Here is a 14,290-nt window from a genome sequence, read left to right on the forward strand (position 1 = left end):
TAAAACGAAAAAAACGGCTATGGGTTTTATAGTTGTTATGGGAATTGTAAGTTTATTCGCAGATATCACCCACGAAGGGGCAAGAAGTTTAATCGGTCCGTATTTAGGTTTATTAGGAGCAAGTGCAACAGCGGTGGGAATCATTTCTGGTTTAGGTGAGTTCATAGGTTATGGTTTGAGGTTGTTAACGGGTTATTTAAGTGATAAAACTCGTAGATATTGGCTCTTCACTTTTTTAGGCTATGGAATGGATCTATTTTCTGTTCCTTTATTAGCTCTTGCAGGAAGATGGGAAATAGCAGCTATGCTGATAATTATGGAAAGAACAGGAAAAGCTATAAGAAAGCCTTCGAAAGATACACTTATGTCATACGCAGCACGAAATGTGGGAAGTGGTAAAGGATTTGCCATAGCAGAGGTACTCGATCAAATTGGAGCTGTCTCAGGACCTGTAATTTTAAGTTTAATCCTATTATTCAAGTCAGGCGATGAGTTAACAAACTACCGATTAGCATTTGCAATATTGTTGATACCTGCATTGATTACCCTAGTTTTGTTGTCGATTAGTAGATTGAATTTTCCCCAACCCAAGAAGTTTGAAGTAAAAGAGGATAAGATCAACTTTGAGGGAATATCAAAATCGTACTGGTTGTACTTAGTAGCCATCTCCTTAATTGCTGCAGGTTTTGCGGATTTTCCTTTGTTGGCTTTCCATTTTCAAAGAATTGATATTTTCAATTCAACCATGATACCTTTTATGTATGCGATAGCTATGGGCGTTGATGCGGTTTCTGCATTGATCTTTGGTTTGTTTTATGACAAAGTTGGAGTCACCAGTCTTATAATCGCCTCTAGTCTTTCGATATTTTTTTCTCCCTTTTCATTTTTATCTAACTCTTCATTGTTAGTGATCTTAGGGGTTATTTTGTGGGGAGTCGGAATGGGAGCCCAAGAATCCATTTTAAAATCTGTAGTAGCTGATATCGTGACCCCTGAGAAAAGAGGTACAGCCTATGGCTTTTTTAACGCTATCTTTGGCCTTTTTTGGTTCATAGGCAGTGCGTTTATGGGGATCTTGTACGATCATACAGTCGTAAGTTTGGTTGTCTTTTCCATGATAATAGAAAGTGCAGCTGTTTTCACTCTTTTCCTGTTCAAATTTAAACTTGTTAACACTCTAAATAAAAATGAAAGGGGGTAAATACTCATAGAAGAATCAAAAGATCATATTAAAACGAATAAATATTTAAATAAAATTTTAAATGGTTTAATTCAAATACACATATTGCACCATGCACAAAAAACACCTATCTATGGAAGTTGGATGATTTCTGAGTTAAAAAGGCACGGTTACAATATAAGTCCCGGTACTTTGTATCCATTACTACACAAGATGGAAAAAGAAAATCTTCTGGCTAAAAGGATTGAAATAGTAGAAGGTAAAAAAAGGATATATTACTCTATTACGAGCCAAGGAGAAAACCTATTAAAGAAACTAAGAGGAAAAGTAAAAGAACTATTTCATGAAATCATATAAAAAGAAAAGTTGGAGTTTGTCCTTACATTCTCATTTAAAAAGTTATGATATAATTAAAAAACATAGAAAAAGGAACGGGGAAAAATCGAAAGAGGGAGGGCAAAATTGTGAATTTAGAGGAGTATGTTTTAAATAAGGCAAGAAAGGCTAAAGATACTTCAAGAAGCTTTAGTTCAACTTCTGATACGGACAAGATCAAAATTCTTAACTGTATTTCAGAAGAGTTAATCGCAAATAAAAACTATATAATATCAGAAAATCAAAAAGATGTTGAAGCAGCTAAAGACACAGGAATGTCAAACAGCCTTTTAGATAGGTTGTTACTTAACGATGAAAGAGTCAGCAAAATGGCTAAAGGTGTGCAAAAAGTGGCTCAACTTCAAAGTAGCGTTGGCAACATCTCTGAGATGTGGAAAAGGCCAAATGGATTGATGATTGGAAAGATGGTAGTTCCATTAGGTGTAATCGCTATTATATATGAAAGTAGGCCAAATGTAACGGTGGATGCAGCGGCTTTATGTATAAAATCCGGTAACTGTGTGGTATTAAGAGGCGGTTCTGAAGCGATCCATTCTAACAACGCCTTGGTAAAGATTATCCATCAAGCTATTGAAAGAGCTGGTTTTTCAAAGGATATAGTGCAGTTCATTGAGGTAACAGATAGAAAAGCTGTTGATGAATTGATGAAGTTGTACGAATACATCGATGTGCTGATACCTCGAGGCGGTCCATCTTTAATTAAAAATACCGTTGAAAATTCTATGATCCCTGTTATACAAACGGGGGCGGGGAACTGTCACGTGTATGTTGATAAACAAGCAAATCTTGAAAAGGCACTTAAAATCGTTGAAAACGCTAAAACCAGTAGGCCTTCTGTCTGTAACGCAGCAGAAAAATTATTGATCCACAAAGATATCGCAAAAGAGTTTCTACCAAAAATATACTCAATCTTTGAAAAGAAAGTAGAATTGAGAGGTTGTGAAAAAACCTTGAAAATAATACCTAAAATGAAACCGGCACAAGACGATGATTGGTCAACTGAATATTTGGATTATATAATGGCCGTTAAAATAGTTGATAGTACTGAAGAAGCTATAAACCATATAAACAAGTACAGTACAAAGCATTCCGAAGCGATAATCACTGAGAATTATACAACCGCTCAAAAATTCCTAAACGAAATAGACTCTGCAGCTGTTTACGTCAATGCTTCCACGAGATTTACCGATGGCGAAGAGTTCGGTTTCGGTGCGGAAATGGGAATAAGCACACAAAAATTGCATGTCAGAGGGCCTATTGGAATCAATGAGTTAACAACCACCAAATACATTATCTTGGGAAACGGGCAGGTCAGATAGTATGGATAAAAAGCTATGTGTAATAGGATTGGGAAAAATGGGAAGCACCTTAATAAAAGGTTTAATTCAAACTAAAACACTTAAAAGAGAACAAATAATAGGAACAGATCTCTTTGAATACGATTCTGAAAGAAATTCTAATTACTGTGACATAAAAACCATGACTGATAACGCAAAAGCTGTGAAAGAATCCGACATCGTTCTTTTAGCTGTGAAACCGCAAGTAATAGACAAAGTATTGAAGGAAATAGGCCCCTCTTGTGAAGATAAGATAGTTATATCAATAGCTGCAGGAGTAAGTCTGCACCATTTGGATAAATCTTTACCAAATTCATCAAAGATAATTAGAGCAATGCCCAATACTCCTATTTTAGTTGGTGAAGGCGTTATTGCTATAAGTAAAAAGAATAACGTTGAAGAAAATGATTTGAGAACGGTTATGGAGATTTTGGAAAGTGTTGGAAAAGTATATTTGGTTGAAGAAGATATGATGGACTCGATAACTGCTTTAAGTGGGAGCGGACCTGCATATGCCTATATAATGATAGAGGCTTTATCCGACGGTGGTGTCCTGATGGGTTTGCCTAGAGAGCTTTCTACTGAATTTGCGGCAAGAACTTTACTCGGGGCTTCAAGAATGGTTTTAGAAACACAAAAACATCCCGGAGAGTTAAAAGATATGGTTACTTCCCCAGGAGGCACAGCAATAAAAGGAATAGAAGTTTTAGAATCTCGTGGTTTAAGAGGTATCCTTATGGACGCAGTAAAAGAAGCAACTATAAGGTCGAAAGAACTGAATTCACAAAGAGGTGTTGATATTGATTGAAAGGTACTCTCTTTCTCCAATTAAAGACATTTGGACTTTAGATGCTCAGTATAAGAGATGGCTTGAAGTAGAAGTAGCTGTAATAGAAGCCTTCGAAGAACTGAATCTTGCTCCCAAAGGTACATCCAGAAATATTCGACAAAAAGCAAAATTAGACGTTCAAAAAATATTAGATACAGAAAAAATAGTGGATCATGACGTCATAGCCTTTATAAAAGTCGTAACTGAAGATATGGGAGATGAGGCAAGATACTTTCACAAGGGCCTGACATCATCAGATATTGTCGATACAGCTTTATCGTTAGCTATAAAAAGAGCAGGAGAGGTTATTCTTGATGAGCTAACTAAATATATAGCTAATCTGAAAAAAATGGCTGTTGATCATAAGTATACTATTATAGTTGGAAGAACCCATGGGGTACACGCCGAACCAACGTCTTTTGGATTAAAAATTTTAGGATTTGTCGCAGAAGAAGAAAGAAACAAAGAAAGGTTAGAAAAGGCTATAGATAACATTTCTCAAGGTAAACTCAGCGGAGCCGTTGGAAATTATGCTAACATAGAACCAAAAGTAGAGGAAATCGCTTTGAAAAAACTCAACCTCAGACCTTGTAAAGTATCTACTCAAGTTTTGCCAAGGGATCTTCATGCTGAATTTTTCAGCGCTTTAGCTATGATAGGAAGCAGTATAGAAAGACTTGCTATAGAAATCAGGCACTTTCAAAAAACAGAGGTCCTGGAAGTAGAAGAACCTTTTAAAAAAGGGCAACGGGGTTCTTCAGCGATGCCCCATAAGAAAAACCCCATATTGTGTGAAAGGTTGACGGGGATGTCAAGAATGCTAAGATCTTATCTATCTTCTGCTTATGAGAATATCTCCTTGTGGCACGAAAGAGATATTTCTCATTCCTCTGTAGAAAGAGTGTTTATACCGGATGCAACCATGCTTACTTACTATATGTTGAATAAAGCAAATTACCTAGTTCATAATTTAGTGGTTCACAAAGATAGAATGAAAGAAAACATAGAAAAATCTTATAATTTAATTTATTCTCAAAGGGTTTTGTTGAAGTTAGTTGAATTAGGGGTAAGCAGGGAAGAAGCTTACAAAATAGTTCAAGAAAACGCTATGAAAGCTTGGAATGAAAGACGTGATTTTAAAGCTATTTTATTGGAAGATAAAAGAGTAAGGGAAAAATTATCAGGGAAAGAAACACTTGAAGATATCTTCTCGCCTGATTATTATCTAAAAAATGTAAATGAGATTTATGAAAGGTTTAATTTATCTTGAATGGAGGCATAAACCATGAAACTTACTTTAAGTGATTTTAAAATTAAAATCCCCGACATAAACATCGATAACACCTCAGAAATTAAAATTGGTTCTTATCAAGATTACACCATACAAACGGATGCATGTGAAATACTGCAATTTGCCTTGGAAAGCAGCAACGATTCAAACAACGTTTTCGTAGTTGGTCCAAATCGTAGCGGTAGAAGAGATATGACGCGGAAGATAATAGAAAAAATATCTTTATCTCAAAGAGCCCCTCAAGATCTTATGTATGTTTTTAATTTCAAGGAAGAAAAGAAACCCAAGCTGTTGAAACTGCCCGCAGGAGAAGCTAAAAATTTCAAATCTGAATTACAATCTATTATTAATTCGTCTGTACAAGTTTTAAATAAGACTATGCAAACAGAAGAATTTCAACAAAGGTTAAGCTCATTAGAAAAAGATTACAATGAACAGAGGGAAAAATTATGGTCTGATCTAAGAAAACAGGCTCAAGCTCTTGGTTTTATACTTGAGGCTTCTGAAAAAGGTATAGTGAGTGTTCCAGTGTACAATGGCAAAAAAATAAGCAGTTCTGAGTTTGAAAACCTTCCAGAAGAGATAAAAGAGTACTTTCGAAAAAATTCAGAGAAGTTGAGAGAATTAATTGAAAAAACTATGGTAAAGATCACGGAGATGGATAAAGAATACTGGGAAGAAGTCAAAAACTTACGACGTTATTGGGCTGCATTTAGCTTAACTAAGCTTTTTGAGCCCCTTGAAAAGAAATATCTTAAATATTCGGATGTTTTTGAATACCTTCAAAACTTAAAAGAAGACATAGCTTCTCACCTATCCCAATTAACTTCCGAAAATCAAAACCTAATAACTTATCTTAAAGAAAAAAGATACAACGTCAACATTGTAGTGGATAATTCTTATCTACAAGGCGCTCCTGTCATAGAAGAAGACAATCCTACTTTTTCCAATTTGGTTGGTAGAATAGAGTATTATTCACAAATGGGACTCCTTCAAACTGATTTTACAATGATAAAATCGGGAGCTTTTCACAGGGCAAACGGTGGTTATCTAATAATGGAAGCAGAAAAAGTTTTAAAAAAACCTTACGCTTGGGAGGTAATTAAGAGAGTTTTAGCGGAAAAAGAAGTGAAAATTGAAAATATTCAGACCGCTGAAGGCTATTCGAGTTTTGAAAGTTTGGAACCAGAACCGTTATCTTTAGCCGTTAAAGTGATACTTATTGGAGAAGAATGGGTGTACGATTTATTAAGACTTTACGATAGTGAATTTGAAAAACTTTTCCCTATAAAATCACAATTTGACTATGAGACAGATTTAAATAACGATAATTTGAATAGATTTTTAGCCTTCTTAAGCAACACAGTTGAAGAAAACGATATCTCACATTTTACAAAAGATGCGATTAAGGAGATTATCAAGTACAGTTGTAGGTTGAATGGAAACAACAAAAGGTTCTCTTTAAAATTGGGAGAAATTAAAAATCTACTAATTGACTCTTTCAATATTTCTCAAAAAAATGGAACATCCCCATACATAACCTCCAAAGATATAAAAGACACTATAAAGTTTAGAGAAAAGATGTTTTCATTTCATAAGAAAAAATTATTCAATGCAATAAAAGAGAAAAAGATTGACATAAGGATTGAAGGCTCTGAAATTGGACAAATTAATGGATTAACTGTTTTGGATACAGGAGATTTCACCTTTGGCCATCCAGTCAAGATAACAGCAAAAAGTTACAGATCCTCTTCTGAAAAAATCATAAACATCCACAGAGATATCGATTTAAGCGGAAAAATATACAAAAAATCCTCATTGATAATAGAAAACTATTTCAAACACAAATTTTCTTCTTTCATAGAAACAGGCTTCGGTGTTTCTTTAAATTTCGAACAAGTTTATACCCTCATCGAAGGAGATAGCGCTACAATAGCAGAAACGCTGGCTTTAATGTCTTCTATAGCTAACATTCCATTGAAACAAAATATTGCCATTACCGGATCTATGAATCAAAACGGAGAAGTTTTACCGGTTGGAGGAATAATCGAGAAAATAGAAGGATTTTACGATGCCTGTAAAAATCTTAATTTTACAGGAGACCAAGGGGTGATTATTCCAAGTAAGAATATCGATAATATCGTATTGAAAGACGAAATAAACGAAGATATACAAAATGGGAAGTTCCATATTTGGGCTATTGATAATATAGACGAAGGGATCGAACTAATGACAGGCTACAAAGCAGGAATACCAAACGAAAAGGGAGAATATGAAGAAGGTACATTTTATTACTATGTGAGTGAAAACCTCAAGAAATTATCAAAAGAAGAGAAAAAAGGAAAAAACGAAGAAGAAAACAAATAACTGTCCACTTTTAAAACCCCCATCATATATATTGATGGGTGTTTTTAATTATAAACCATAAATTGCAGAAAACTTCTCTTGGCTTTGTCAGCTGAGAGAGCTCCCCACCCATTTTAAACTTTATCCTTAAATCCCTTTAATTTGGCATCGTTAATACTACAGCCTCTTGTGTTATCCTTTTCCCAGCTACTACTGTGAAGAAAAATAAAAATATCCCTCCTAACAGTATCCATAACAGTATGTCATTGAACTCTTCTGTCACAGGAGACTTTCTCTACACACCCCATAAATTGATAACAGCTTCTTTGTTTTCTTTCCCAAACCCCCTAGTATTTTATTCCATCATGCTTCCTTTTCTCTTTTAACTTTTTAATTATTTAAAAAGTTTCCCATTTACATATTTTTTGTGGGAGAGAAGACTCAAAGAAATATCTCTTAAGGTCTCTGTGATTGTATATGTAGAGGATATTTTTCCCATCGGCATTTACATTTTCATCAAAGGCAAACTTCGGATAGTAAAGCAAATTTGGACTATTTATATACAATCTTATATTCAAATCTTCATCTAATACGAATATTTCCACTTCACTTTGAATCTATGATATACACTAAGCCGTTCTCTGACAAAAGATACACATTACCTTTTCGGCTAACTATATCCAATATTTCGCTTTCATTGTCAAGCAAATTAACAATAAAGCTTTCATCAAATTCTAAACTTACTGAAAAAGTGAAGGTGATAGAAATCGAAATAAACACTATCAAAAATTGCCCTCTCAACATTTTCATTTTTTTCCTTCCTTTCTTTATATTTCATACAAAAATGAATTTCTTATATGGAAGAGAAAAATTTCCTCTTCCCCTATAATAATAAATTACTTATCTTCCTTTCAACAAACGTATACCATAGTAGCTAAACTAATCAGCATAAGTACGGACCAACCTCCTAATAAGCAACCACTACAAATAAAACACCCCGCACACTCAGCGCCTTCTAAGGTGTATTCAGGGTTCAGATTATTCATATTTTCATTCTCCTCCTAGTACAAGGTTTTTTAATTGCCTTCAAATATACATTGATAAAGTATTACAGAGATCGGTCAAAAAAACTTATGTTAAAATTATTTACGATGTTTTTTATCGGATATGATGCCTTTGTCTTTCTTTTGGTTATTATAAGAGGGTTATGATATAATAAACTCTAGAATAAAATATAAAAGCTTCAAGAGTTATTAACATTCCAAAGAAAGGGTTTTTGAAGTAAATTTTATTTCATATTTTTGTTGCTATTGGGTAAAGGAAAAAGAGGTATATAAATGAACATTAAACTATTGGTTGAAATTGTGAATAAAGGACAGTTCATAAGACCGATTTTGAATTATGTTATTCATTACTTAGAAAGTGATAGACCAGATAAAAATAAAAGCATTGTCAATTACATAAACGTTTTAAAATTAAAATGGGATGTTAAATACTATGAAGCCCTTGAGATAATAGATGAAGAGATAAAGGGGCTGAAAAAAGGTGGTTTGTATTGTCTTTTAACGAAGAAAGATACGAAGAAGCAGCTCGCTTAAACATTGAAGCATTTAAGGTACTACAATTTAAAAGATATACCCAAAGAATTCACACCGAAAGTACCAAAAGAGATTAATTCATTCGTGAAAAAATACACGTTGAAAAGAAAACCTTCTGCTATTTCTTTTTATGTTTTTGAAGGGGAAGAAAGAGAAGAGTTCATCAAAATTAGCAACAATTTTTAATTGAAAAAACGCCCATGTTGGGCGTCTTTTCAAAGATTAGGTTCTCTTGAAAATAGTGACTAATCAAACTTTCATACAATCAACTGACTTTCTATTATTTCTCTGTAAATGGGAGCATTTTTTAATAACTCTTCATGTACTCCTTCTCCTTTTATCTCTCCATCTTTCAACAGTATCACTTTGTCAGCCTTTCTTATCGTTGACAATCTGTGGGATATTATTATCAAAGTCATCTTGTACTCTTTCAATTCATCGAATATTTCTTCTTCTGTTTGAGAATCTACCCCTGACGTTGCTTCATCCAGTATCAATACCTTTGGTTCCCTTATCAATGCTCTTGCTATCGCTACTCTCTGCCTTTGCCCATCCGATAACTTACTTCCTCTTTCTCCAACTACTGTGTCGTATCCTTCATCTAAAAGTCCTATGAATTTATCTACCTTAGCTTTCTTTACCGCTTTCATGAATTCCTCTTCAGTGAATTCATCATCCAACATTATGTTTTCTTTGATCGTCATGTTGAATAAATAATCATCTTGCCTAACAATGATAATATTTTTTCTTAATTGCTTCAGATTATATTTTTTAACATCTATACCATTGATCATAACTTTTCCTGTAGTAGGTTCGTAAAATCTTGGGATTAGATTGACAAAAGAGGATTTGCCTGCACCACTTGTTCCAACAATTGCGACCTTTTCTTTTGTTCCAATGGTTAAATTTATATCATGCAGGACGGTGTTGTCTTTATATTTAAAACAAATGTTTTCAAAGGTAATAGGGTAATCATTGTTAGGAAAAGGTTCTTCTTCTCTCATTTTTTCTTCTGGGAAATTATGTATTTCAAAGATACGTTCTGAAATTTGTCGGACTCTTTGCATTTGGATATAGAAACTGCTAAGATTTCTTATAGGAGTAAATATCCAACCCAGGTAAGCATAAAACCCCATTAGGGTTCCAAGGGTAGCTTTTCCTTTTAATATTAGATACGCACCACAACCCAGTATCAAAACAGGGATCAATTCATATATAAAAGACATAAAATCCTCAGCAGATTGATTAAACATATTCAGTCTGTTTTTTCTCTCAACCCAAATCCATGATATTTTCGAGAATTGTTTTGAAAAAAATTTTTCTTTACAAAAAGATTTTATTGACACAAGACCTCCTATTTTTTCTCTCAATTCTTCAGTAAGATCACTGTAAGCGATCCTTTCTAACTCAGAACTCTTTTGAAGTTTTTTATCAAATGCTCGAAGTGAAAAATAGTAAAAAGGAACCATAATGAAGGTTATAACAGCAAGTTGCCAATTTAGATATAATAAAACCGAAGAAACAAGGATGAGTTGTATAATATTATAGGTTATTACTGAAATTCCTGCTCCAAGGAAAAAGGAAACTTCCAACGTATCGGAAAGCACTCTTGACATGAAATCACCAATTTTGTTATGCGAAAATTCTTTTATAGGGATCGTTAGTATTTTTTTAAACATGTAAATTTGTTCGTCTCTTGCTGCTAAATTGGTAGATTTATAATAACCATAATTGACAATAAAGGAAATTAACCTTTCAGTTAATATTACGGTTGTAAAAAGGATAACAAATGGTAATATTTGCGAAAATTCATGGTTACCAATGATATCATCAATTAAATATTTGATTAAAAAGGGACTTAGAATAGAAACCAATAACAATAATGGTGTGAGAATCAGAGGGGTTTTCTGATACTTTAAGTATTTTTTAGAGTATTTTAACAATTTTCTCAAACTTTGAACGTTTTCTTTTTTCAATTTTGTACCTCCTGAGATGTAATTTTGGCATATTCTAAAAGCAACTCTTTTACTGTTTGTTTTCGAATTTCGCAATCAGAGAAAGAAGGAACCATATTCCCTTTTAGCAAATAATTTGCGGAGGGACAACCAGAACAATAATTTTCTAAATAACAGTTTTTACATTTATCGTATTTTGCCTTTTCAACTATTTTTTTTTGCTTAAGTGCGAAGTTTTCTAAATTCATTTTTAATTTTTCTATATTTTCTCCAACATTCCCTATCTTGAATTTTTCCATTCCGACTAACATATGACAGGGGTAAATATCTCCAAATGTATCTACTGCATAGCCCTCAATTCCCCCATCACAGAAATATTTACTAGGAACATAACTTAGAACAGTATTTTCAACATGTTTTTTAAACTTATCTATACTATATCTTGGATAAGAAGTTACGTTTTTTACGGATTTTAACATTTTAACATGATATTCATACAATATTTCTATTTCAACGTCTCTTGGCAAAGCCAAAGAAGGATCTTTAGAGATTACAGGAATTACAAAAACCAACGATTCCTTTAATCCTAATTCTTCTTTAAAGTAATTTATTAAATCTGATGGTAATATCCCTTTGTCAAAATGGATCTTTGTATAAGTAACTTCGATTGCATGAGGTTGACCATATTTTTTTAAATAATTGAGATTTCCAATGACAGAGTTATAAGATGGTTTACCATTCTTAAAAGGTCTTAAAATATTTTGAATTTCAGAAGGTCCATCACAGCTAACTGTCAATCGTATTTCTGGATAAACTTGTAATAGTTTTGCAAACTTTCTCACTATTTCTTCAGGTACGCCTAATCCACTTTCTACAAGGAAATCTGGTTTCTTCTGAATAATTTTTTCGGAAAATAATTCTTGTATTAATTTAATTGTGTACTCTATTAGTTCTAAATTTAATAGAGGTTCTCCACCAAAAAACTGAATCATCCCTATATTATCAAAAATTGAAAGAAAAGATTCCAAGCTGTTTTTTACGGCTAGAGGTTTCATAAAAGAAGGGTAACCATATGTTCCTTTTTTAGCATAGCAATAAAGGCAACCTAACAAGCATTTTTGGGATATTAAGAGATTGAGCTGACGTAGGTTCTTACTTTCTTTTTTTAAATTTAAATCTTGAAGTAACTCTATTAGTTCATTTTCTAATTCGGGAGATTTATTTATTTCTCTTATAATGAATTTATTTATTTCTTCTTGATTTTCTATTTCTAGAAGTTTGTTAAAGAATTCTGTATGCTTTTTGTCTAACGAATATGCATTTAAAGTTAATTTATCCCACAAAACAGTGGCTCCGTTTTTTTGGAACAAGGAAAAATCTTGCATCCGCTTTTTTTTTGTGATTATCAAATCGAGTGCTTTGTTCAATTAATTCACATCCTTTCGAGTTTGATTTTCATTAGTTAAACTTATATCATGTATCAAGGATTCCTTTTTTCAAGGAATCCTTGATCTTAATCACCATCTACTTTACTAATCCGCTTTATGTGGCAGGTTGATTACCACAAGAACCGATAAAGCAACCACAAGCGAGGACGTATTTGCTCATAGAGTTTAATTTTATCATTATTCTCCTCCTCCTTTCGAATTAATCTTTTTCTTTCCCTGCAGGGTTGCTTCTTGCCGGCAAATAATTCCTAACTTCGCAATCTTTTCTTTCGAAAACTTATCTAGATACTTTCTTAAATCTTCTAAGCTTTCCCAAGCGTTGTTTTTTGTCTAGAGTAACTGGCCCAAACAAGCATTTACTCTACTTCTTCCACAACATTTACAATCTCAGTCTGTTCTATACCAGATGTACCATTTTCTCATCCATCAGCCCCTCCAAAAACAAATATACCCCCTAACACCAGTACACTGATCAACAAAACAACAAAAAATTTCTTCATCCTCTTTCACCCCCTTGAATTATTCTTTTAATTTAAAACTAATATCTCAAATAATCCAACCCTTCACTTTAATCATACACTTTCCCATATGGTTTTCAAGTGTTTTTTTAATTGTCTTCAAATATACATTGATAAAGTATTACAGAGATCGGTCAGAAAAAGCTTATGTTAAAACCAAACTCGATAATTTTTGTTATCTTTAAATTACTTATATTCTCTTTTTCTTTTTTTATCTGTATTATGGTACAATTGTGTTTGAATGATTTCGATCTATTTTTAGAAAAATTTCTAAGTTGAATTAAAGTAAACGAATATTCCATTATTATAACGCTGTGTAAATATTTTTTGAGGATAAGGAGGTTCATAGAATGAATCTTCGATCTTTGGTTGAAATTGTGAATAAAGGACAGTTCATAAGACCAATTTTGAATTATGTTATTCATTACTTAGAAAGTGATAGACCAGATAAAAATAAAAGCATTGTCAATTACATAAACGTTTTGAAATTAAAATGGGATGTTAAATACGATGAAGCCCTTGAGATAATAGATGAAGAGATAAAGGGGCTGAAAAAAGGTGGTTTGTATTATCTTTTAACGAAGAAAGATACGAAAAAGCAGCTCGCTTAAACATTGAAGCATTTAAGGTACTATGATTTAAAGGATATACCAAAAGAATTCACACCGAAAGTACCAAAAGAGATTGATCCATTCGTGAAAAAATACACGTTGAAAAGAAAACCATCTGCTGTTTCTTTTTATGTTTTTGAAGTGGAAAGAAGAGAAGTGTTCATCAAAATTAGCAACAATTTTTAATTGAAAAACGCCCATGTTGGGCGCCTTTTCAAAATCATTTCAATAACTCTTTTAGTTCTTCTATGGTTATTTCTAACAAGTTATCCCCTATGTAATCTATCGTTTTTTAGCCTGCTCTTCTTATCTTATCTTTTATTTCTTCAGTTAATTGGTTACCGAATCTTTTGCTTAAATTTTTTATAATGAATTCTATAAATCTTTTCCTTTCTTCAAGTTTACCTTCACTCTTAGCTTTTTCTCTGTCTCTTTTTGCTATCTCTTCTAATGTGTCAAACCTACTTGGACCTCCATTTCTTCTAGCTCTTTGTACCTTTCTATCTCTTTGTATCCAGCCTTTCACATCCGTTAGCTATGCCTACTTATAGACATAAATACATTCCAACCAATATCTTATTTAAATGGCAATTAATTATGATACAACTTTAACTCCTGACTAATTAACCTCTATTTTCGGGAAAGAATCGGGCTCACTTTTTCTTAATCTAAAACTGCATCTGGATTATTTTCTTCTAGGTTCATTACTACTTTATTAAATAGCATTAAAACACAATGAAAACAAGCATTAATTTCACTAATTTGATTCCTCAACATTCTC

General features: G+C 32.9%; 16 protein-coding genes. 10 read left to right on the top strand and 6 right to left on the bottom strand.

Features of this window, described 5'->3' with window-relative positions:
* The first annotated feature begins 37 nt into the window (after positions 1–37).
* The 6 genes from AD60_RS01135 (at position 38) to AD60_RS01160 (ending at position 7,400) form a co-directional block, all read left to right on the top strand.
* Complete coding sequence (locus AD60_RS01135) at positions 38–1,201, top strand: MFS transporter (protein WP_103876122.1); 1,164 nt, start codon at positions 38–40, stop codon at positions 1,199–1,201.
* Positions 1,202–1,228: 27 nt separating this feature from the next.
* Positions 1,229–1,537 (top strand): PadR family transcriptional regulator, encoded by a 309-nt coding sequence (locus tag AD60_RS01140; RefSeq protein WP_103876041.1) that lies wholly within the window; start codon positions 1,229–1,231, stop codon positions 1,535–1,537.
* A gap of 107 nt (positions 1,538–1,644) precedes the next feature.
* On the top strand, positions 1,645–2,895 hold the full coding sequence (locus AD60_RS01145) for a glutamate-5-semialdehyde dehydrogenase (RefSeq protein WP_103876042.1): 1,251 nt from the start codon (positions 1,645–1,647) through the stop codon (positions 2,893–2,895).
* A gap of 1 nt (position 2,896) precedes the next feature.
* Positions 2,897–3,721: a pyrroline-5-carboxylate reductase gene (gene proC / locus AD60_RS01150; protein WP_103876043.1), complete on the top strand. Its 825-nt coding sequence runs from the start codon at positions 2,897–2,899 to the stop codon at positions 3,719–3,721.
* A complete protein-coding gene (purB, locus tag AD60_RS01155; protein ID WP_166667769.1) occupies positions 3,714–5,012 on the top strand; it encodes an adenylosuccinate lyase in 1,299 nt (432 codons plus the stop codon). Before proC ends, purB begins: the two co-directional genes overlap by 8 nt.
* Positions 5,013–5,027: 15 nt before the next feature.
* Positions 5,028–7,400 (top strand): Lon protease family protein, encoded by a 2,373-nt coding sequence (locus tag AD60_RS01160; protein WP_103876044.1) that lies wholly within the window; start codon positions 5,028–5,030, stop codon positions 7,398–7,400.
* Positions 7,401–7,536: 136 nt separating this feature from the next.
* Here AD60_RS01160 and AD60_RS10580 read toward each other — a convergent pair whose 3' ends face one another.
* From AD60_RS10580 to AD60_RS10585, 3 genes are all read right to left on the bottom strand, one after another.
* Positions 7,537–7,662: a hypothetical protein gene (locus tag AD60_RS10580; RefSeq protein ID WP_255396808.1), complete on the bottom strand. Its 126-nt coding sequence runs from the start codon at positions 7,660–7,662 to the stop codon at positions 7,537–7,539.
* 323 nt (positions 7,663–7,985) lie between these two features.
* Complete coding sequence (locus AD60_RS01170; RefSeq protein ID WP_103876046.1) at positions 7,986–8,189, bottom strand: hypothetical protein; 204 nt, start codon at positions 8,187–8,189, stop codon at positions 7,986–7,988.
* A 101-nt stretch (positions 8,190–8,290) separates the two neighbouring features.
* The gene (locus AD60_RS10585) at positions 8,291–8,425 is read right to left on the bottom strand and encodes a hypothetical protein (RefSeq protein WP_255396809.1); all 135 of its coding nucleotides are present in this window, start codon (positions 8,423–8,425) and stop codon (positions 8,291–8,293) included.
* Positions 8,426–8,716: 291 nt separating this feature from the next.
* Here AD60_RS10585 and AD60_RS01175 point away from each other — a divergent pair, with 291 nt between their 5' ends.
* Both AD60_RS01175 and AD60_RS01180 read left to right on the top strand, forming a co-directional pair.
* Positions 8,717–8,977 carry a hypothetical protein gene (locus tag AD60_RS01175; RefSeq protein ID WP_199177799.1) on the top strand — a complete coding sequence of 87 codons (261 nt, stop codon included), beginning with the start codon at positions 8,717–8,719 and terminating at the stop codon, positions 8,975–8,977.
* Positions 8,978–8,980: 3 nt separating this feature from the next.
* Positions 8,981–9,163, top strand: a complete 183-nt coding sequence (locus AD60_RS01180) for a hypothetical protein (protein ID WP_103876047.1) — start codon at positions 8,981–8,983, stop codon at positions 9,161–9,163.
* A gap of 71 nt (positions 9,164–9,234) precedes the next feature.
* Here the strand turns inward: AD60_RS01180 and AD60_RS01185 are convergent, their stop codons facing one another.
* Complete coding sequence (locus AD60_RS01185; protein WP_103876048.1) at positions 9,235–10,953, bottom strand: ABC transporter ATP-binding protein; 1,719 nt, start codon at positions 10,951–10,953, stop codon at positions 9,235–9,237.
* Positions 10,950–12,359 (bottom strand): radical SAM/SPASM domain-containing protein, encoded by a 1,410-nt coding sequence (locus tag AD60_RS01190; RefSeq protein WP_103876049.1) that lies wholly within the window; start codon positions 12,357–12,359, stop codon positions 10,950–10,952. The genes AD60_RS01185 and AD60_RS01190 overlap by 4 nt, the downstream gene beginning before the upstream one ends.
* Positions 12,360–13,248: 889 nt before the next feature.
* Between AD60_RS01190 and AD60_RS01195 the strand changes: the two genes are divergently transcribed.
* Together AD60_RS01195 and AD60_RS01200 are read left to right on the top strand one after the other, a co-directional pair.
* Positions 13,249–13,509 (top strand): hypothetical protein, encoded by a 261-nt coding sequence (locus tag AD60_RS01195; RefSeq protein WP_233186775.1) that lies wholly within the window; start codon positions 13,249–13,251, stop codon positions 13,507–13,509.
* Positions 13,510–13,512: 3 nt separating this feature from the next.
* The gene (locus AD60_RS01200) at positions 13,513–13,695 is read left to right on the top strand and encodes a hypothetical protein (protein ID WP_103876050.1); all 183 of its coding nucleotides are present in this window, start codon (positions 13,513–13,515) and stop codon (positions 13,693–13,695) included.
* A gap of 106 nt (positions 13,696–13,801) precedes the next feature.
* On the opposite strand, the gene AD60_RS10285 is transcribed toward AD60_RS01200, so the two are convergent.
* Positions 13,802–14,035, bottom strand: a complete 234-nt coding sequence (locus AD60_RS10285) for a hypothetical protein (RefSeq protein ID WP_166667768.1) — start codon at positions 14,033–14,035, stop codon at positions 13,802–13,804.
* Between the last annotated feature and the right edge of the window lie 255 nt (positions 14,036–14,290).

The sequence above is a fragment of the Petrotoga sp. SL27 genome (assembly GCF_002924605.1).
Taxonomy (GTDB): Bacteria; Thermotogota; Thermotogae; order Petrotogales; family Petrotogaceae; genus Petrotoga; species Petrotoga sibirica.